The sequence below is a fragment of the Acinetobacter sp. Ac_5812 genome, assembly GCF_013072695.1.
Taxonomy (GTDB): Bacteria; Pseudomonadota; Gammaproteobacteria; order Pseudomonadales; family Moraxellaceae; genus Acinetobacter.
Window position 1 is genome coordinate 977,112 of record NZ_LXUK01000022.1, and the last position, 17,840, is coordinate 994,951.

General features: G+C 37.6%; 20 protein-coding genes and 2 pseudogenes. 12 read left to right on the top strand and 10 right to left on the bottom strand.

Translation table 11 applies throughout. The annotated features are described in order from the left end of the window. Positions 1-3 precede the first annotated feature (3 nt). The 5 genes from A7P55_RS22495 to A7P55_RS18165 all read left to right on the top strand — a co-directional run bounded on the left by A7P55_RS22495 (position 4) and on the right by A7P55_RS18165 (position 4,803). The gene (locus A7P55_RS22495) at positions 4-1,245 is read left to right on the top strand and encodes a hypothetical protein (protein ID WP_216078080.1); all 1,242 of its coding nucleotides are present in this window, start codon (positions 4-6) and stop codon (positions 1,243-1,245) included. Next, positions 1,238-1,918, top strand: a complete 681-nt coding sequence (locus A7P55_RS18145) for a hypothetical protein (RefSeq protein WP_171553195.1) — start codon at positions 1,238-1,240, stop codon at positions 1,916-1,918. Before A7P55_RS22495 ends, A7P55_RS18145 begins: the two co-directional genes overlap by 8 nt. Beyond that, positions 1,911-2,906 carry a hypothetical protein gene (locus tag A7P55_RS22700; protein WP_252727885.1) on the top strand — a complete coding sequence of 332 codons (996 nt, stop codon included), beginning with the start codon at positions 1,911-1,913 and terminating at the stop codon, positions 2,904-2,906. The genes A7P55_RS18145 and A7P55_RS22700 overlap by 8 nt, the downstream gene beginning before the upstream one ends. After that, a complete protein-coding gene (locus A7P55_RS18160) occupies positions 2,890-3,165 on the top strand; it encodes a DNA-binding protein (RefSeq protein WP_171553196.1) in 276 nt (91 codons plus the stop codon). The genes A7P55_RS22700 and A7P55_RS18160 overlap by 17 nt, the downstream gene beginning before the upstream one ends. A gap of 423 nt (positions 3,166-3,588) precedes the next feature. Further along, positions 3,589-4,803 (top strand): site-specific integrase, encoded by a 1,215-nt coding sequence (locus A7P55_RS18165; RefSeq protein ID WP_171553197.1) that lies wholly within the window; start codon positions 3,589-3,591, stop codon positions 4,801-4,803. 194 nt (positions 4,804-4,997) lie between these two features. Here the strand turns inward: A7P55_RS18165 and A7P55_RS18170 are convergent, their stop codons facing one another. After that, positions 4,998-5,549, bottom strand: a complete 552-nt coding sequence (locus A7P55_RS18170) for a hypothetical protein (protein ID WP_171553198.1) — start codon at positions 5,547-5,549, stop codon at positions 4,998-5,000. 195 nt (positions 5,550-5,744) lie between these two features. Here A7P55_RS18170 and A7P55_RS22705 point away from each other — a divergent pair. After that, positions 5,745-5,974: pseudogene (locus tag A7P55_RS22705) on the top strand (SOS response-associated peptidase); the annotation flags it as partial. A gap of 121 nt (positions 5,975-6,095) precedes the next feature. On the opposite strand, the gene A7P55_RS22710 reads toward A7P55_RS22705, so the two are convergent. Continuing rightward, on the bottom strand, positions 6,096-6,245 hold the full coding sequence (locus tag A7P55_RS22710; RefSeq protein WP_252727896.1) for a hypothetical protein: 150 nt from the start codon (positions 6,243-6,245) through the stop codon (positions 6,096-6,098). A 154-nt stretch (positions 6,246-6,399) separates the two neighbouring features. After that, positions 6,400-6,534: a hypothetical protein gene (locus A7P55_RS22825; protein WP_289847050.1), complete on the bottom strand. Its 135-nt coding sequence runs from the start codon at positions 6,532-6,534 to the stop codon at positions 6,400-6,402. 302 nt (positions 6,535-6,836) lie between these two features. On the opposite strand from A7P55_RS22825, the pseudogene A7P55_RS22500 reads away from it, so the two are divergent. Beyond that, a pseudogene (locus tag A7P55_RS22500) lies at positions 6,837-7,627 on the top strand (Bro-N domain-containing protein). Between the two features lie 66 nt (positions 7,628-7,693). Here the strand turns inward: A7P55_RS22500 and A7P55_RS18185 are convergent. The 5 genes from A7P55_RS18185 to A7P55_RS22890 all read right to left on the bottom strand — a co-directional run bounded on the left by A7P55_RS18185 (position 7,694) and on the right by A7P55_RS22890 (position 10,431). Further along, entirely contained in the window at positions 7,694-8,098 is a 405-nt protein-coding gene (locus A7P55_RS18185; protein ID WP_171553199.1) for a type II toxin-antitoxin system HicB family antitoxin, read from the bottom strand. A gap of 86 nt (positions 8,099-8,184) precedes the next feature. Then, entirely contained in the window at positions 8,185-8,367 is a 183-nt protein-coding gene (locus tag A7P55_RS18190; protein ID WP_171553200.1) for a type II toxin-antitoxin system HicA family toxin, read from the bottom strand. 163 nt (positions 8,368-8,530) lie between these two features. Beyond that, positions 8,531-8,845: a hypothetical protein gene (locus tag A7P55_RS18195; RefSeq protein WP_171553201.1), complete on the bottom strand. Its 315-nt coding sequence runs from the start codon at positions 8,843-8,845 to the stop codon at positions 8,531-8,533. Between the two features lie 84 nt (positions 8,846-8,929). Next, positions 8,930-9,739: a DUF4882 family protein gene (locus A7P55_RS18200; RefSeq protein ID WP_171553202.1), complete on the bottom strand. Its 810-nt coding sequence runs from the start codon at positions 9,737-9,739 to the stop codon at positions 8,930-8,932. A gap of 437 nt (positions 9,740-10,176) precedes the next feature. Continuing rightward, the gene (locus tag A7P55_RS22890) at positions 10,177-10,431 is read right to left on the bottom strand and encodes a hypothetical protein (RefSeq protein ID WP_354667325.1); all 255 of its coding nucleotides are present in this window, start codon (positions 10,429-10,431) and stop codon (positions 10,177-10,179) included. Here A7P55_RS22890 and A7P55_RS18210 point away from each other — a divergent pair. Next, positions 10,418-10,975, top strand: a complete 558-nt coding sequence (locus A7P55_RS18210) for a 1-acyl-sn-glycerol-3-phosphate acyltransferase (protein ID WP_171553203.1) — start codon at positions 10,418-10,420, stop codon at positions 10,973-10,975. The two genes, A7P55_RS22890 and A7P55_RS18210, sit on opposite strands and share 14 nt — an antisense overlap. A gap of 142 nt (positions 10,976-11,117) precedes the next feature. Beyond that, positions 11,118-11,867 (top strand): YebC/PmpR family DNA-binding transcriptional regulator, encoded by a 750-nt coding sequence (locus A7P55_RS18215; RefSeq protein WP_005293306.1) that lies wholly within the window; start codon positions 11,118-11,120, stop codon positions 11,865-11,867. A 43-nt stretch (positions 11,868-11,910) separates the two neighbouring features. Here A7P55_RS18215 and A7P55_RS18220 read toward each other — a convergent pair whose 3' ends face one another. Continuing rightward, positions 11,911-12,381, bottom strand: coding sequence for an Lrp/AsnC family transcriptional regulator (locus A7P55_RS18220; protein WP_004661600.1), 471 nt, complete (start codon positions 12,379-12,381; stop codon positions 11,911-11,913). A gap of 457 nt (positions 12,382-12,838) precedes the next feature. Next, a complete protein-coding gene (locus A7P55_RS18225; protein ID WP_171553204.1) occupies positions 12,839-13,609 on the bottom strand; it encodes a glutathione S-transferase family protein in 771 nt (256 codons plus the stop codon). Between the two features lie 358 nt (positions 13,610-13,967). Here A7P55_RS18225 and A7P55_RS18230 point away from each other — a divergent pair, with 358 nt between their 5' ends. Genes A7P55_RS18230 through A7P55_RS18240 form a run of 3 tightly spaced genes read left to right on the top strand, consistent with a single transcriptional unit; the run spans position 13,968 to position 17,825 of the window. Beyond that, positions 13,968-15,179, top strand: coding sequence for an SfnB family sulfur acquisition oxidoreductase (locus A7P55_RS18230; protein WP_171553205.1), 1,212 nt, complete (start codon positions 13,968-13,970; stop codon positions 15,177-15,179). Positions 15,180-15,189: 10 nt separating this feature from the next. Next, positions 15,190-16,413: an SfnB family sulfur acquisition oxidoreductase gene (locus tag A7P55_RS18235; RefSeq protein WP_171553206.1), complete on the top strand. Its 1,224-nt coding sequence runs from the start codon at positions 15,190-15,192 to the stop codon at positions 16,411-16,413. After that, positions 16,413-17,825 (top strand): LLM class flavin-dependent oxidoreductase, encoded by a 1,413-nt coding sequence (locus A7P55_RS18240; protein ID WP_171553207.1) that lies wholly within the window; start codon positions 16,413-16,415, stop codon positions 17,823-17,825. The genes A7P55_RS18235 and A7P55_RS18240 overlap by 1 nt, the downstream gene beginning before the upstream one ends. Positions 17,826-17,840 lie beyond the last annotated feature (15 nt).

The window sequence follows — 17,840 nt, forward strand, 5'->3', positions numbered from 1 at the left end:
AAGATGAAACATAGCATTTTAGTGCCAATCGCCCTGCTTCGTGCTGCTTGTATTGCATCAAAAGATGAAGATAGTTGGGTCACCCGAAATCTGGATTCTGTAGCAATCAAAAATGGTCATATTGTTGCTACAGATGGACGTATTTTGTTTTATGCAAAATTAGAAAATGTGCCAGATAATGTTTTCTTCATTATTCCAAAAGCTTATGCAGAAAGTTTTATTAAAAAAACTGCTTGTAGTTCAGGATTGAAGCATTGCCAGATCTCATATGACACTGAGTCACAAACTGGATTAATTGAAATTCCACATCACCACAATGCATATGAGGCCTTTAAAGTTTTCTTAAAAGTTACTTATCCTGACTGGGAGAAAGTAATACCAGCCAATACTGATTATGAAGGCTTTGTCCGTTTTGGTAGTGAATATCTTTTAAAAGTAGAAGAAATTTGCAGTGAATTAGGATCAATTTGCAATCCTGTCATTACCCCTACTGGCATGGATAAAGGCGCGAACATTGATTTTCTATTCAGCGACTTTAAAGATGTGAAAGCAGTGTTGATGCCAAGAAGTAATGATCCAGATTCAGGACTATATTCGGTGGTAGTTGGTCCTCATCCAGAAGATGATGAGGATGTTGTACAAATGGCCGCAGCTTCAGCTGAATTAGCATTTAAAGCTGCTCATCGCCTCCGAAAGTCATTTATTTTCAATCCAAGATTTGAAAATGATCATTCAGAATTTAATGATGGTGCAAATTGGATTTATCCAGCTATTTGGAATGGTACAAAGAAAGCACATGCCGAAGAATTGAAAATTACCGAAGAATGGTTTTCAAAGCCATTGAAGCGTTATGACAATACAGAGATGGCGATTAAATATATAAAAGCCCTTAACGATTGTGTTGAGTGTTATGTCGATGATAAGTCTGTTATTGCTCTATCTGAGGAAGATGTTCTTAAGTTTTTTTCTGAAAACCCAAATCCAAAACTTTGGGCAGTGAACATTCCAGAAGAACCAGATTCGGCATCAATTTTACATCCAGTACCGAGCCACGAAATTGCTAAAAAAATTGCTACTAGGTTAAAAAAAGAAGCTCTACAACAATTCCCCAATGTTGGTCAGTCTATTGCCGATGCCGTGACTATTGAGGAATGGCAAGGTACGTCAGACGAACACGCCGAATATTTAAAATCAAATCCAATCTGGTGGCTTCACACAACTTTCTTGGAGAAAGCTAATGACTAATCCAAGCTTACAATTATATTTGCGACAAAAATTTGAAGACCTTCCTGAATTTAAACATTTACTCGAATTATGTGAATGGGATGAAGCCGCGGGCGTATACGTGAATACATCTGGTAGCAGCGAGTTTGAGCATTACGCTGATGGGTGCAATGGTGGTCTAACTGCCTTTATTAGTCAGCAACACAAAATTGAAGAATTAAAATCTCAATTAGAGAAATACGAAAAACCAGATCATATTGAAACCGTCAATAATGTAGAGGTTATTTTAGAGAGATTAACTTTCCACATTTTTGAAGAAGTTCTGATTTGGTCGAATGAACATGCAAGTAAGTCTTTTACACGTTGCGTTAAAAAGACAGTAGAAGAATTTAAGAGTGGCAAAGCCTCTGCCCTTCGTGCCGAAGAAAAACTTGAAGGCTGCGTGGTGGTGCCATCACAAGGTTTAATTCTTACTTGTGAGGAAATTTTGGAAGTTCTTGAATTTGGTGCACCAGATTTGAAAATTGAAAGAACCGAATATTCAGAAGAACAGATGGGCACTGAAATTACCATTGTTCATCGTGATACAGGACATAGCGGCGCGGGTATCTATGCATATTGCACTGAATGCCCTGAGGAAGGTGCAATTAAATTAGGTGTTGTGGAAGCAGCCAGAGGTGGAAATCATGAGTAAGCTAAAAGACAAGATCGTATTAATCATCCGTGATATTTGTGAGCTCTCTGATAGATCAAGCCCAGAAGAATATCCAGACCACCTACTTGTATTACCTGAAGAACTCGAAACGTTTATAAGCCAGCGTTTAGCAGAATGCTTCCCAAAAATTCAGCAGGCAGCTACAGAGATTTGGCTAGATAATGGCCGAGTTAACCGTCATGAACCATATGGTGTTACGCTTGAAAGATTTAATACATGGTTAATGACAATCGATCCAACGATTCTAATGAAAGCTGAAACAGAATTATCTGCTTTAACGGAAGATCAATTAGAAACACTATGTTGTGGTGAAGAATCAGAAGCTGTTGGCTTAGTAAGTGAAATTACTGAAGAGCTACTAGATCGAATTTTCGATGAGGAATATTACCCTAAGGAACAGGATGAGAATGATATCTCTCATGAAGGACCAATTTTGCCAGATTCCCCTGCTGCAGCTAGAAAAGTAAGTGCAGTGATTTGGAAATCGAGCACTGGTCGCCTGTTTATTGAAGAATCCATGGCCCGCTGGGATGGTTCAACTCATAGTATTTGCAAGCGTGGTCATTTATCTCCCAAACAAGGTTATTGCGAAGCATGCGTTCCACTAAATAACCAGGAAGAATACACAACTTATCCAAAGCAACAATGGAAAGATGAACCATTATATTCCATGGCTCTGGACCAATGGTATTTGGATAAAATTTCAGTAATAGATGTTATGCGCGAAACTGGTCAATCAGCTCAAGAATTAATGCTTGTAATTGGTGATCCTCAAAATGCAACTGAAATCGACCCAGACGATTACTTTGAAGAACATTTACCTGATGGAATAAGTGTTCCAGATGAAATCGCAACAGCATTTGATTCCTTAAATAATGTGATTAGGAACTGTGCAAATCCGTTGTGTTACTACCCTTCTAAAATTGCAGCTATGATAGAGGAGGATAAAGATGGCTCGTTTAACTAAATTAGATCAAATGACTTCCGAAGAAAAAGCAGCCGAGGCTATCAAGTATTGGGCTGCTCCGACAGATGCAACTTTCACCCCTGAAGTCTTGGCGATTGTCTACAAGAAATCATTATCGTGGTTCCAACTTAAACGCTGCGTTGGAGGTGGAATCCCCTTTAGTAAAGAAGGTCGAACAATCCTTTATATAAAGCAGGATGCAATAGACTATTTCTCCAAAAAGAAGCACACCAGCACCTCATCAGCCGCTTATGTTTAGCGGCTTTTTTCTGTGTAGGCGTGTAGGCACTTTGTAGGCACCCTTGCTAAAAACATGTAGGCGTTATGTAGGCATTTGGATTATTGCGAAATAGTGCGTATTATTGCGAGTTGTTGCAAAACTGATAAATTAGTATTTAAAATTAGAAACTTAGATAGAGAAATTATTGCGAATTATTGTTTATTGTTGTCTATTATTGCGAATTATTTTTTGTAACTTCTGAATTATGAGTCCGCTGCTCTAACCAACTGAGCTATAGGCCCTAAACTTTATAACTGTTTGTATTCTCTACAATTCAGCTTGAATCTAATATTAGCGAAAATCATTTTTAATTACAAGTTTTTTCTTGAGTAGACCTATAGTAGACCGCAGATAATATTGTAATATGATGCTAAATGTTGTGAAACAAGCGGATTCTAGCTCATGTCTGCAAACAGAGTAAAGCTAACTAAGTCATTTATTGACCAACTCGAATTAATTCCTGCGATTTATCGTGATAGTGAGTTAATTGGCTTTGCTGTGCGTGTAAACACCTCATATAAAACTTATATCGTTGAAAAAAAGGTTAATGGCAGGTCTACTCGGTCTACTCTGGGCATTCATGGACAAATAACCCTGACTCAAGCAAAAGTATTGGCTCAAGAAGCCCTTTTAGACATGACAATGGGTATAAAACCAATCGATAAGAAAAAGAAGAAGATCGCAGACGCTAAAGCAATTTTTGATATAGAAAAGTCTCAGCCGACTTTAAATGATGCATACTTGGTATATCTCGAAGAACGCACATTAAAACCTCGTACGCTAGATGATTACAGTGATGTCGTTAATGGATACTTAAAAGACTGGAAGAACGCGAAGCTCAAAGACATTACAAGGACCATGGTTCAAGAAAAACATAAGGACCTATCCCTTAATAGTAAAGCTCAGGCCAATATGTGTATGCGTGTCTTTCGTGCTATTTATAATTTTTCGATCGAACACTATCTGGATGATGATGAACAGCCCATCATTCCCCCACTCAACCCTGTTAAAACTTTAACAGCAAAAAAGTCATGGAATAAGATTCGTAGACGCAGTTCATATATCAATGAAGATAAGTTGCCCGATTGGGTCAATGCTGTATTAAATTTTGAAGACCGTGGCCAGCAGCTTGAGACCAATAAAGACTTTCTTATCACATTGATCCTAACCGGCTTTAGACGTGAAGAATGTGAGTCACTGGCATGGTCAGCTGTAGACTTGAAATATGGCTATATCACTTCAATAAATCCGAAGAATAATGAACCACATACACTCCCTATGGGCGACTTCCTTTGGGAAATGATGAAAAAGCGTAGAAAACAAATTTCTGTAGATTGGGTTTTCCCCTCAGTAAAATCTGAATCAGGCCACATTACAAATATTTCAAAAGTTAGAGCTAAGATCAATGAAAGTTGTGGTATCCAGTTCACTTTCCATGATCTACGCCGTACATATGGTTCAATTGCCGAAAGCCTGGACTATGGGAAATATACGATTAAGAAATTACTGAATCATAAGAATGAAGATAAAAATGATGTTACTGCGGGTTATGTTCAGATCAGTGATAAGAAACTTCGAGCAGCAATGAATGAGATTGAAGATATTGTTTTAGGTTAATGTAGAGATATTTGCTCATATCATTTCGTAAAAGATTCTTAGATTGCTGATCTCAAAAATTCGATTGAATTGCTCATCCTGTTCTATTGTACTTAAGGGCACCATACTTAGCAGATGCCCTCTGTTCTTCTTCATAATTTAAAACGATCTGAAAAATGCAAAACAAGTTTTCTTGTTCTATGCATTAATTTTCATCATCTAGGACAAATATAACTAATGACTTCATCCATAGCTTTTAACTTAGGGTCTGTGTAAAACGAAGACATTATTGCTAAGCCTGTTACGTTATCCAAGCTAATCATATCAGTTATTTTTTCATTTCGCCCATTTGAACATTTCAATGATTCGATAAAAAGTAATTTTGATAACGGACCAGGATATTCTTTTCTTATAAGATTTCTTTCTGCAACTTTACTACCCATTGTAATTGTATAACCTTTATATTCAAATTTATAGCTAATATATTTTACTTGAGGCATGAGAACTTTTTCTTTCAAAGAGAAATTTTCAGCACCTAAATTTTTTAAAGATTTCGTTAATGATTTATTTGTTTCTGCACCATTTTTTTCTGCATAGTTTAAAAATTTATCTGCGTACTCTTGTTCATTTTCATCGAAATGACCTCTTACCACCTCTTCCAACTCTAAATTCTTTATTCGATCTTCTGCATTATTAGTGAACAAAAAGAACCATAAAACATATATGATCCATATAGTTAGGGTAAAACTAAATATACCTTTTAGCATATGACAATTTCTCTAAATAAACATAAAAAACACAATTTTGACTTTTAAAGTTCAAACTTAAAATTTACAAATTCTAAGATCATCTAAATGTTTTTTAAAGTTTTTTTCAAAAAAATCGACAAGCTGTAAAATATTTTATATATCTAAAAGTATTACTATGAAAAAAATCAATATAAATAAAATAATGAGGTCTCTATGTGCGCAAACTATGAACCCTATTTCACGAAGCCGTGCTCAATTACTAAATTTGTATGAGCCTACATTTGACTATAAAGCTGACCTTTTCCCTGATTATGATGGGCCCATCATCATTTCAACGGATCAAGGTTTAGAGTGGCGTACGGCTAGGTTTGGTTCCAAACTGGGCAGATGACCTCAAAAACATTCGTAACACATATAACGCTAGATCTGAGAATGTCGCGACATGCGACAAAAGCAAGCTTCCGCAATTATTAGGTTATAGTATTAATGACCTAGAAAAAGTAAAACAACAAGTATTAAAATTAAAAAAAAACCTCATCAGAGGGCTTTACAAATCATTTAGAATTAATAATTTTCCGAACAGGCAACCAAAAATATATAAGCTATTAGTAGTATCCACCCCATCAATACATCACCTATTAGATGTGGTATTTCATGTGTCATCACCAATCCCATAATCAGCATTGCTCCAAAATGTGCAATATTTGCGACCATGGTGAACTCAAAAAATATATAATTTCTATTGGGTTATAGCAGCCTTCAGCAGGAACCACCCCCAAACTACGTAGATAACACCGATCATAATTTCGTAGTGTTCTCCACCACCGTGTAACTCGCCCCAGCGTACTAAACGGACTAAAAATCGCCCTCAATCTGTTTGAATTAAAATATCAGCAACATTTAATAAAAATAAAAATATTGCGCCCAAAAAGAAAAGAATAAACCCATAGCCTGTGATTTTTGCCATAGAGCTGAATCTTGAAATTTTGGTTGCATCACTCATTGACATACTCATTTCTGCATCAAAACAAACAATTGAAATTTAATACTTATTTCAAAATAGTCCATTAAACAATATAACCACAAGGCTTTGAAGTTTGACTCTAAATAGATAGTTTATCTTTTAGCCAGCACAAGCAATATAAGTTCTAAATTAAAACTTGTAAATATATAAAATACTTGACCTATAAATTTTCAGATATCAGGGTTAAAGAAATCAAAAATGATGTCACATTAAAATACCCCAAACACATTCTTGGCGGAAAGCGGGGGCGAGTTATCAACTTTCAAACAAGGAAACCTGACATGGCTACTTTAACACAATTTACGTTTCACAATGACTACGCGATGTTCGCATCGTTGATATCGATAGTGAACTTTGGTTCGTCGCTTCTGATGTTGCAAATGCTTTAGATTATCCATCAGCCTCACATATTGCACGCAACTTAGATGATGACGAAAAGGGTATACACAATCAGTATACCCTTGGTGGAAGCCAAGAAATGCTTATCATCAGTGAATCTGGACTTTACTCAGCAATACTAAAAAGCCGTAAACCAGAAGCGAAGAAATTCAAAAAATGGGTAACTTCTGAGGTTCTTCTATCAATTCGAAAAACTGGTAAATACGAAGCACCGAAACCTATCACTCCACGTAACTACATCAACAATAACGGCATGCTTAATATCAAACGTTTAATTTGGTGTTGTTCTGGACATTTAGACCAAAAGCAATCTGTCAGTATTGCTATTTGATATTCACTTCGTAATGTGACTGGTGTTCCAAGTCCTTCTAGGTTTGAGGTTGAGCATTTGCCGGTCTTGGCACAAGAGTTTAATCGCATTCTCAGTATCATTTAGTCATATCTAAGAACTTGTTACGCATGTGAGGAAGCATTAATTAAACGCTTGCTTAGAGATCGCAAGGATGCCCAATCATTATTGAATAAATTACTTGGTGAAATGAAACAATCTTCATCAGAGTTCAGTACAGCTTTACAGAAATAAATACCAATGGTTTTCAGTGGTGAATGTTTAAAATTGGTAGAGCGCAATCCAAACAGTCATGACCATTGTGAATTTAATAACTGGTCTTAATCTATAAAAAAGCCCTTCGGGGCTTTTTCCGTTATTAAAAAACCCACCGAAGTGGGTGAATTTAAATTAGGCATGCAGTAACTTTTCAGCACCTGCAGCTAAAAATGCGGATCTGGATTTAAACTGTCGATCTTTACCAACCTTATCGTCAATTAATCGGATTAATCGACTAGGCAGTGTGACGTTGATTTTTTCAGCCTTACCTAGATAGCGGCTCACATCAACATCTACAACAGCCCAAATAAAGCCGTTATAGTCATCAGAATCAATATATTTACCCACTGATGAGGCTAAAGGAATATCTTCACCATCTTCAGCAAGAATTTCTAAATGTCCAGAAATAGCCTCTTTTACGCTTTCTAAGGCTTCTTCAAATGTATCGCCAGCACCATGGCACCCCGCGATATCTGGAACAACAACACCAAATGCCTCTGTATCTGATCCACGTTCAATTGCAATCGGATATAACATATCATTTACTCCAAGCCCTAGGCCCTTACCATATCGCCTTTTGCGTTATGTTTAATAGTGGTTTTTTTAAGTCGGAAAACAGCAGGTCAATTAAGACCTGCTTGTTTCAAAATGCTTTTAACAGTTCCGCTTGGTAAATCCTTTTTAGGATGTGGAACTGTTACCAGTGCCTTTTTAGTTGGGTGCTTGAAATGATGATGACTTCCAGTAACCCTAACTTGATACCAACCGTCTGTTTCAATCATCTTGATCAAATCCAGACTTTTCACGCTACCACCTTCTTAACTCGATAATGCTATTATAACCCCAGAGTTATATAAAGCAACAACCCTAGAGTTATTTATTCATCCAATTGCTAATCCTTTACTTCAATAAAAAAGCCCCTCAGGGCTTTTCTTTGGTCATCAGAAACCCTTTAAATCCTAATAGGCATTACCGATTCTCATCACCATTAGCCTGTTTTAACTCAGATATTTGATTCTGAAGTTTTTGTAATTCATTTTTTAAAGATTCTTTATCACCCTTAAGTATCTGAACTTCTTCGTATAAATCTTTTACACTACCAAATAATGTTTCATCATTTTTGTCAAATCCTTTAACTATTTGCAATAAGGTGTCCTTATCTACAGCAGAAATAATCAAATAAGCAACTAAGAACGAAATAAACCAAAAATCACTCACTGTTATCCAGTAAATAACACCCCATACAATTATGAACATCAAACCTTTTAAAACTTTATTCTTCATATACTCCCCCTTCTAATTTGAGGGTAAATTTCCAAATGACTGAATAAAAGTCATTAAAAAAACCTCCCGAAGGAGGCTCCAAGTTCAAATTATATTGCTACAAATATCTTTAGTGCCAATAGGATAATTAAAATTCAGTTCACTTTTATCAGTAATTATTTTAGCAGTTACATACTTGTTTAAATATGATGATGCACTAGGGATATTAGATATACGACCTTGCAAAATAAAACCTAAAGCATCTATTTTATTAGATAGTGGAGTATTAATATAGCCCTTATTTACGCCATTAACAATTACTCCCACCTGTTTGGTGTCTTGATTAAAATATAAGCCATATCTAAAATTAGCAAGCTGATTTGGTACGGGAAAACTTACAGTTTCAAAATTCCCTCCGAGCTTATCAACAATATCAATTTTTAATTTTAATCCAGTCGAAGTATTGGATAAAATTGGAATAATATTTACACCGCGTTTACTATTACTTGTACCTACAATCATTGCACCCAAATTATATTCAGCAGAACCAATATTACTCGCAAAATGGAATGAATTTATTTTAAATTCAATGGCATAAATTCCATTCTCAGGTAAAACAACATCCCCGTTTAGTTCAGCATCTTTGGAACTAGCAGCATCCCATGAAGATATAGCATTTACAAAAGTCGAACTTCCCGCAGCATAAAGTCTTAAGGAGTTTAAAACACTATTTGTACTTTTAATCTGATAACCATAATCTTGAGAAACTACTGTAGGAAATCTTTCCGTTATATTTTGTCCAGAATACATTTTAGATATTTCATAAGGAGTAGCATCTAAATTATATGTACACACTGCAAATGCACTCGATATTGTAGAAAAACTAACTAACACCCCTAGAATTAAATTTTTCATTTATTTCACCTTTTTTATAATAGAGATTATATTATATCTATTAGTTATTGTGAAATCACAAAATAAATAATGAAATGTTCCTAAAAGTTTCTTAATTTTCCAACTGCTTAATATATTTTTCCCATCCCTGCTGCTTTGCATTATTCAAAACACGAGTTGCTGTTGCATACGATTTAATTTGCTATCGTTCTAAAGCATGAGCTTCTTTCAAGTAGTGCATGAAAGTACCGTAAGTCATGTCCATGATCTCATCATGTCTGTGTCCACTCTGGATCAAGTAAGCGAATGAATGAAACCAACCAACCTCTTTTGTTTCTTTCTTGACCTATTCTATCTTTTCTCTTTTTTGAAGAATGCTTCATTTACATCAATGATTTTTAAAACAAGTTCAGCAATGGCCTTTGTTTGCTCTGTATTCTCGATAAACACTTTAGAGCTTAGCGTTTGATATTGAGTATCTGCGGCTCAATTAACGGCGTGATTGTTTCTATTGAATAACTTTCTAAAGCTTCTTTGATCTTAATTGCATAAACCGAGAAACGAGCTAAGTTTTTCACTTGGATCTGTTGCACTTCAATTTTTTGATCATTTAAAAGACATCCAAATTTCTTTTCATCTGGTGTTTTAGGATATGTATTTTCCTGAAAACTCGTATTACACTGCTGCGACTCAAAGCCTATGATGATAAACATGAAAAAATTTTTAGGAAAATCTATTTTTAAAGCAACAGGTTGGAAATACAAAGTTGACCCAAACATTTTAGAAAAAAAACAAGTCATTATTGGCTTTGAGCATACCTCAAATCTGGATACGATCCTCTCCCTCGCTTTATTTGAAATTTTAGAACTCAAAATTCATACCTTAATCAAAAAAGAGTTATTCAAAGGCCCATTAAAACCAATCTTAGAACGTTTAGGCGGCATTCCAGTCGACCGTAAAGCCAATAAAGATATCGTGACCCAAATGGTTGAGCTATTTAATCAAAATGACAGCTTTAATCTCGTGATTGCGCCAGAGGCAACACGTGCCAAAGATGGTGAAGAGCGCAAACCTATTCGCACTGGTTTTTGGCATATCGCCAAAGCAGCCAATGTGCCCATTATTTTGATGTATGCCAATGCTCGTACTAAGCAAGGCGGCATTCTAGGTAAAATTTACCCAACAGATTTGCAACAAGATCTAGAAAAAATCAAAGCGCTTTATGCTGAGTATGATATTGATGTGAAAATTAATTAAATTATTCCGTCTATTTGATCAATCTTTGATACTTGATCAAGATTTTAAATTTTGAATATGAGCTGCGAGAGTTTTCAACAAAACCATCGCTATGCTAATATTCCTGCACTTTTTTGAGTTTTAATTTTTTGGAGTTACTTCCATGGCGGGTCATTCTAAATGGGCCAATATTAAGCATCGTAAAGCGAAACAAGATGCGAGTCGCGGTAAAGTTTTTACTAAATACATCCGTGAAATCGTCACTGCTGCACGTTTGGGCGGTCCAGATGCGGCGAGTAACCCTCGTTTGCGTGCTGTTGTTGAAAAAGCACTTTCAGTGAATATGACACGTGACACGATTAATCGTGCCATTCAACGTGGTGCTGGCGGTGAAGATAATGATGATTTAAAAGAAATCACCTATGAAGGTTATGGTGTTGGCGGTGTTGCAGTTATCATTGAAACAATGACCGATAACTTAAACCGTACCGTTCCAGATGTGCGTCACTGTTTCAGTAAAACCAACGGTAATTTGGGGACCAATGGTTCTGTTGCCTACTTGTTTACCAAGCGTGGCGAAATTTCTTTTGAAGATGTTTCTTTAGAAGACAAAATCATGGATATCGCATTAGAAGCGGGTGCAGATGATATCGAGATTGATGAAGACAGTATCTTGGTGATTACTAGCCCAGAGAGCTTTGGTGATGTTCAGGATGCCCTTACAGCAGCAGGTTTAAAATCTGACAATGCTGAAGTTGTGATGAGCCCATCGACTAAAGCTGAAATCACAGATATCGATCAAGCAAAACAAATTTTGAAAATGATTGATATGCTTGAAGATCTTGATGATGTTCAAAACGTTTATACCAACGTTGAATTCTCTGAAGAAGTGTTAGCTCAACTTGATGCTTAATACTTTCTGATGATCAAAAAATGCATCTTTTTAGATGCATTTTTTATAGCTTATTTAAAAGTTTATAGCAGTTAAATACATTATATTCTTTGATCACGAAGCTTGAATGTAATGCGACTACACTATCAATCTTACCAATACGGCGTAATAAAATTTCACTATAATCATCCATATTACGTGCCACTAATTCCAAAATAAAATCCGCACTCTGCCCAGTCACTAAAAAGGCATTGGTCACTTCTGGAATATCTTCAATTTCTTGTAGAAATTTATCAAAGGTTTCACTGTCGTGTTTGCTCAATGAAACCTGTAACAGAATATGTAGGCTAAAGCCTAGTTTATTAAAATTAATTTCTCGTTTGAGCTGCCCCATCACTTGGGATTCAATCAGGTTTTTAATACGACGATGCACAGAACTCACAGAAAGATTGATACGCTCTGATAGCTCATTCAGATTGACATCTTCATGGGTCAAAATTTCAAGAATTTGTTTATCAAAACGATCCAATTCCATTCTATAGTCCTCTCTTTCAATCTATGTTTTTATCGGAACTGCTCACTCAGTAATTTTTAAGGGTCAAGGGAAAACATTCGTTTAACTTTTGACGATGCTGCATGGATAACGCAAACATGATTCCGATAAACTTTTGGTTTATCTTTGTCTCAAAGCCGAAACAAGACCTTTTGAGCAACTGTTCAACTGATCTCCCAATAGTTGAACAACTCGTTTCGATCCCCATCACACCCTGAAACATAAGATAACAAAGCCTTTTTATAATTATTTCCCTCTTTTCAGTTTTTTTAAAGTAAATTTGGCAATAATTTCTAATATTTTCTGCTTAAAACGAATTTTCTTTTAAAAACTAATTTTATTCCCTAATTATTTTTTGCTTTATCCACAATTTTTCAATTTTCTTTCCCATAAAAAAGCCCCGATTATTTTCAGTCAGGGCTTTTACTTGCAGAATATTTTACAAACCGCGCCAATCAACTCGCGCATTCCGCTCAGTGGCGTAAATCCGCTGTACGTATTGTCCAATCGGCAGGTCGAGTAAATAGTCATAATATTGTTTCAATTCGCTATTGAATTGTTCAATATCATCACTCTCCAATTCCCACGGCGTACCTTTAATCACCAGTAAAGGCGCGAGAATAGAACACACTGCAATATCCGCTAAACCAAGACGATCACCGACCATATAACGCCCTTGATTATCAATCAAACGCTGGTTGAGATCGCTAATCAACTCGGTCATACGCAACTTGGATTGAGCAACTTTTTCAGGGCTCAATTTATAGTTAGTCGAAACCAGACTTTTTAATATCGGTTTAGAAATCTTCTCAAACTGACGTAAATAGCCTTGTTCACCCATCATGATTTCAAGCGGATGGTCACCCACTGAAAGTGCATGTGCCAATGACCAACGACGGACATGAACACCAAGCTCATCAGTCAATTTGTCGATTTCTAAAGCCTGCTCACGTAACTGCTCATCACGTCTCAATAACGCATGTTCAGGATATGTCGTATCAAGATATAAAGCAATTTGTGTTGAATCAGCAACCCACCGCTTATCATCTTTCAGCATCGGCAATAAATATTGCCCAGACTTTAGATAAGTAAACGCACGATGGAAACCTGGAATTAAATTATGTGCCACATAGTCCAATTCCTTATGATCTAACAACCAGCGAGCTTTTTCACAATAGTGAGACAAAGGAAATTGGTATAAAACCCGCATAAACTCTCCAAATTTATTTTTCTACTCGATCAAACATAAGGTTTTCCCTACTTTAGAAGTAAAAGTTAATGAATACAATGTCCTTTTCGTTCGATCTTTTTTAATTTTGGCGAAGTCGCTTTATAAATTTTCATGGTGAGAATATTCCTCTCATTCATAGACAATGACTTTTTATACTGTTTAATAAATCAGCATAAAACTCAAACCATTGTTTTATATTAATATTTAATATTAATTTTTCTGTTATTTTTCTCATAAAAAATGCTTAGGAATTATTGTGATATACAAGGCATAACTGATGGTTTAGTGGAAAAGTAAAACTTTTGTAAAGTGTCTCTTATCTATTAGAGGTGCTCACATGTCCAGTAATCAATCAGTGATTCAAGTTCAAACACAACTGATTTCAAATGATCAGCAGGCGATTAATGCTGCCTATCAAGTTGCTGACTTTGCATTAGAAGATCGTAATCATCGTGATCAAAATCGGATTCTGCCGACAGAACAAATCATCCAGTTTAGCCAAAAAGGCCTTGGCGGAATCCGTGTACCGCAACAATATGGGGGTGCTTTTGTCTCCAATAAAACCTTAGCTCATGTGTTTCGTATTTTAACTAAAGCCGATGCCAATGTCGGACAAATTCCACAAAACCAATTCGGCCTTTTAAATTTTATTAATATCACTGGTTCAGATGCACAAAAACAGTTTATCTATACTGAAATTCTGGCAGGCAAACGTATCGCCAATGGTGGGCCAGAAAAAAACTCCAAAGATACCAAAGCCATTCAAACCAGTTTAAGGTTGGAAAATGGTCAATACTTTTTAAACGGGGAAAAATTTTACTCAACTGGAACCAGCTTTGCAGACTGGTTAGCAATTAGAGCACTTCATCCAGATGGTTATACCGTATTGACTCTGGTTGAGCGTCATGCCGAAGGCGTGGAAGTGATTAATGACTGGAATGGCTTTGGGCAACGTACTACAGCCAGTGGCACAGTTAAATTAAACAATGTTGAAGTTGATCCTGCACTATTTTTTGATGAGCGCATTATTGCCGACACCCCAAATGTTCGCGGTGCGTATTCTCAACTTTTACAGGTTGCGATTGATGTTGGCATTGCCGAAGCAGCTTTTGATGACACTTTATCTAGCATTCGTAAAGCAAGACCGATCATCGATTCAGGTGTAGAAAAAGCCAGTGAAGAACATTACACCCTACAAGAAGTTGGCAAGCTCAACATCCTGCTCGATGCAGCGATTTTATTACTGGATGATGCTGCCGAATATCTGGATGAACTGGATCAACTTACAGAAATCTCTGCCGAACAAGGCGCGCGTGCCTCAATTTTAGTAGCAGAAGCAAAGATCTATGCCAATGATGCTGCACTGCATATCTCCGAGAAGCTACTGGAACTTGGTGGCAGCCGTGCCAGCCTGAGCCAACATAATCTTGATCAACACTGGCGCAATGCCCGTGTACATACCTTACATGATCCTGTGCGTTGGAAATTCCATGCCATCGGTGACTATTACCTCAATGGTACGCCCCCTGCCCGCCATGCTTGGATTTAAGGAGTAAATCATGACCTCATACCAAGAATTACAAGGTTTTGCTAAAACCCATATTAAAGCAGCGCACATTATCCAAAGCGATGCAGAAGCACTAGACATTGCTACTCAACTGAGTCAGCAGTTTAAACAAGCAGCGGTTGAACGCGATGCCAATCGAAACTTGCCGTTTACTGAAATCGAAAGCTATAGCCAGTCTGGTTTGTGGGCGATTACCGTACCTAAGCAATATGGTGGTGCAGAAGTTTCCAGCCTTACCGTTGCCAAAGTCATTGCCCTGTTTAGCGGTGCAGATGGTTCGATTGGGCAAATTCCACAAAATCACTTCTATGCATTGGAAGTACTGCGTAATACAGGCACAGAAGCGCAAAAGAAACGTCTCTATCAAGAAGTTTTACACGGTGCTCGTTTCGGTAATGCACTGGCTGAATTTAAAACTCGTACATCTGCACATAAGCAAACAACATTGATTCCAAATGAGAAAGGCTATCTGATTCAGGGAGAAAAGTTCTATTGCACGGGTAGCCTGTTTGCACATCGTATTCCAACCTTAGTAGTTGATGAAACGGGCAATGAGTTTCTGGCTTTTGTACAACGCGACAGCCAAGGCTTAGAACTGATTGATGACTGGTCTGGTTTTGGGCAACGCACCACGGGCAGCGGCACAGTTAAGTTTAATCAGGTCTTTGTTGCCAAAGAGGATGTGATTCCTTTTGATACTGCCTTTAAGCAACTGTCTCTAGTTGGCCCCTTTGCCCAGATCATGCATGCTGCGATTGAAGTCGGCATTGCCCGTGCTGCCTTTGAAGAAACACTACAACGCGTGCGTGTGGCTCGTCCTTGGATTGATGCCAATATTGAATCTGCGACGCAAGATCCTTTAACCCTATCTGAACTGGGTCGTGTCGCAACCGATGTCAAAGCCAGCGAACTTTTACTTAAACAAGCAGCTCGATCTGTAGATATCGCCAAACAGGACCTCAATGCAGAGACCTTGGCCAAAGCCTCAATTGATGTGGCAAAAGTGCGTGCGCATAGTACCGAAACAGCATTAAAAGCCTCATCAAAACTGATTGAGTTGGCGGGTAGTCGTGGCAGTCAACGTGCAGATGGACTGGATCGGCATTGGCGTAATGCACGGGTCCATACCCTGCACGATGCTGCGCGCTGGAAATATTACTTTATCGGTAATTATGTGTTGAATGGCATTCTGCCACCGCGTCGGGGGACATTGTAATGGGTCAAAATCTCCCGAAGAAAATTTTACTGAATGCCTTTGATATGAACTGTGTCGGTCATATCAATCATGGTTTGTGGACCCATCCGCGTGATCAATCACATCGATTTAATGAACTGAGTTATTGGACTGAGTTAGCCCAAACGCTGGAACAAGGTCTTTTTGATGGTTTATTCCTCGCGGATATTACCGGTGTTTATGATGTCTATCAGAATGGGATTGATCTGACCCTCAAAGAATCCATTCAACTACCAAGCCATGATCCATCGACCCTGATTTCGGCAATGGCTTTGGTCACACAAAATTTGAGTTTTGGTGTCACGGTCAATCTGAGCTATGAACAGCCCTATCAATTTGCACGGCGTTTTGCCAGTCTGGATCATTTAACCCAAGGTCGTTTAGGCTGGAATATCGTGACAGGCTATCTGGATAGTGCCGAACGTTTGATTGGGCAAAAAGGTCTAAAAGATCATGACGCCCGTTACGATCAGGCTGAGGAATTTTTACAGCTTTGCTATCAATATTGGGAAGGCTCTTGGGAAAATGATGCCTTGAGAAAAGATAAGCAACAACGCATTTTTACCGATCCAAATAAAGTCCACTCGATCAATCATCAAGGCCAATATTACCAAAGCCAAGGGGTGTTTCAGGTTGCGCCGTCACTACAACGTACCCCAACACTCTTCCAAGCAGGTGCATCACCGAAAGGTCTGCAATTTGCCACACGTCATGCGGAATGTATTTTTATTGGCGGTGATCAGCCTGAAAAAATTCGTCAGCACGTTAATAAGATACGACTACAAGCAACACAGCAAGGTCGAGATGAAGATGCGATTAAAATCTTTGTCGGCATTACCGTCGTTGTGGCTGAAACACATGAACTTGCTCGACAGAAACTGGCTGAATATCGCCAATATGCCAGCCCAGAAGCAGGTTTAGCGCATTATGCCAGCTCAGTCGGTATTGACCTTGCCAAGTTTGCTGATGATGAAGCGATTCCTTATCAAAAGAGCAATAGCATTGCCTCAGTCAATGAGAAGTTTAAAGAACAGCGCATCAGTAAGAATGACTTAAAAGCACAGCATGTTTTGGGTGGACGTTATCCGCTGATTGTCGGAAGTGGTGTTGAAGTTGCGGAATATCTGATTGAGCTACTCGATCAAACCGGTATCGATGGTTTTAACCTGACTCGTACCGTTGCACCTGAATCACATCATGATTTTATTCGACTGGTGATTCCAGAGTTACAGCAACGCGGACGTTATAAAACTGAATATGCCACAGGTTCATTACGCAATAAACTGTTTGCTCAAGGGGATCATTTAGCTGCAAGCCATCCTGCCGATCAGTTTCGATGTAGAGCGCAGAACAACACACATGACTTAAAAACAATTGAAGAAATTAGTGCTTAGCATTTAAACATTTAA

Excerpts from the sequence above, each read along its gene's own strand:
- A7P55_RS22495 (WP_216078080.1), top strand. The coding sequence starts at position 4 with ATGAAACATAGCATTTTAGTGCCAATCGCCCTGCTTCGTGCTGCTTGT.
- A7P55_RS18145 (WP_171553195.1), top strand. The coding sequence starts at position 1,238 with ATGACTAATCCAAGCTTACAATTATATTTGCGACAAAAATTTGAAGAC.
- A7P55_RS22700 (WP_252727885.1), top strand. The coding sequence starts at position 1,911 with ATGAGTAAGCTAAAAGACAAGATCGTATTAATCATCCGTGATATTTGT.
- A7P55_RS18160 (WP_171553196.1), top strand. The coding sequence starts at position 2,890 with ATGGCTCGTTTAACTAAATTAGATCAAATGACTTCCGAAGAAAAAGCA.
- A7P55_RS18165 (WP_171553197.1), top strand. The coding sequence starts at position 3,589 with ATGTCTGCAAACAGAGTAAAGCTAACTAAGTCATTTATTGACCAACTC.
- A7P55_RS18170 (WP_171553198.1), bottom strand. The coding sequence starts at position 5,549 with ATGCTAAAAGGTATATTTAGTTTTACCCTAACTATATGGATCATATAT.
- A7P55_RS22710 (WP_252727896.1), bottom strand. The coding sequence starts at position 6,245 with ATGGTCGCAAATATTGCACATTTTGGAGCAATGCTGATTATGGGATTG.
- A7P55_RS22825 (WP_289847050.1), bottom strand. The coding sequence starts at position 6,534 with ATGAGTGATGCAACCAAAATTTCAAGATTCAGCTCTATGGCAAAAATC.
- A7P55_RS18185 (WP_171553199.1), bottom strand. The coding sequence starts at position 8,098 with ATGTTATATCCGATTGCAATTGAACGTGGATCAGATACAGAGGCATTT.
- A7P55_RS18195 (WP_171553201.1), bottom strand. The coding sequence starts at position 8,845 with ATGAAGAATAAAGTTTTAAAAGGTTTGATGTTCATAATTGTATGGGGT.
- A7P55_RS18200 (WP_171553202.1), bottom strand. The coding sequence starts at position 9,739 with ATGAAAAATTTAATTCTAGGGGTGTTAGTTAGTTTTTCTACAATATCG.
- A7P55_RS18210 (WP_171553203.1), top strand. The coding sequence starts at position 10,418 with ATGATGATAAACATGAAAAAATTTTTAGGAAAATCTATTTTTAAAGCA.
- A7P55_RS22890 (WP_354667325.1), bottom strand. The coding sequence starts at position 10,431 with ATGTTTATCATCATAGGCTTTGAGTCGCAGCAGTGTAATACGAGTTTT.
- A7P55_RS18215 (WP_005293306.1), top strand. The coding sequence starts at position 11,118 with ATGGCGGGTCATTCTAAATGGGCCAATATTAAGCATCGTAAAGCGAAA.
- A7P55_RS18220 (WP_004661600.1), bottom strand. The coding sequence starts at position 12,381 with ATGGAATTGGATCGTTTTGATAAACAAATTCTTGAAATTTTGACCCAT.
- A7P55_RS18225 (WP_171553204.1), bottom strand. The coding sequence starts at position 13,609 with ATGCGGGTTTTATACCAATTTCCTTTGTCTCACTATTGTGAAAAAGCT.
- A7P55_RS18230 (WP_171553205.1), top strand. The coding sequence starts at position 13,968 with ATGTCCAGTAATCAATCAGTGATTCAAGTTCAAACACAACTGATTTCA.
- A7P55_RS18235 (WP_171553206.1), top strand. The coding sequence starts at position 15,190 with ATGACCTCATACCAAGAATTACAAGGTTTTGCTAAAACCCATATTAAA.
- A7P55_RS18240 (WP_171553207.1), top strand. The coding sequence starts at position 16,413 with ATGGGTCAAAATCTCCCGAAGAAAATTTTACTGAATGCCTTTGATATG.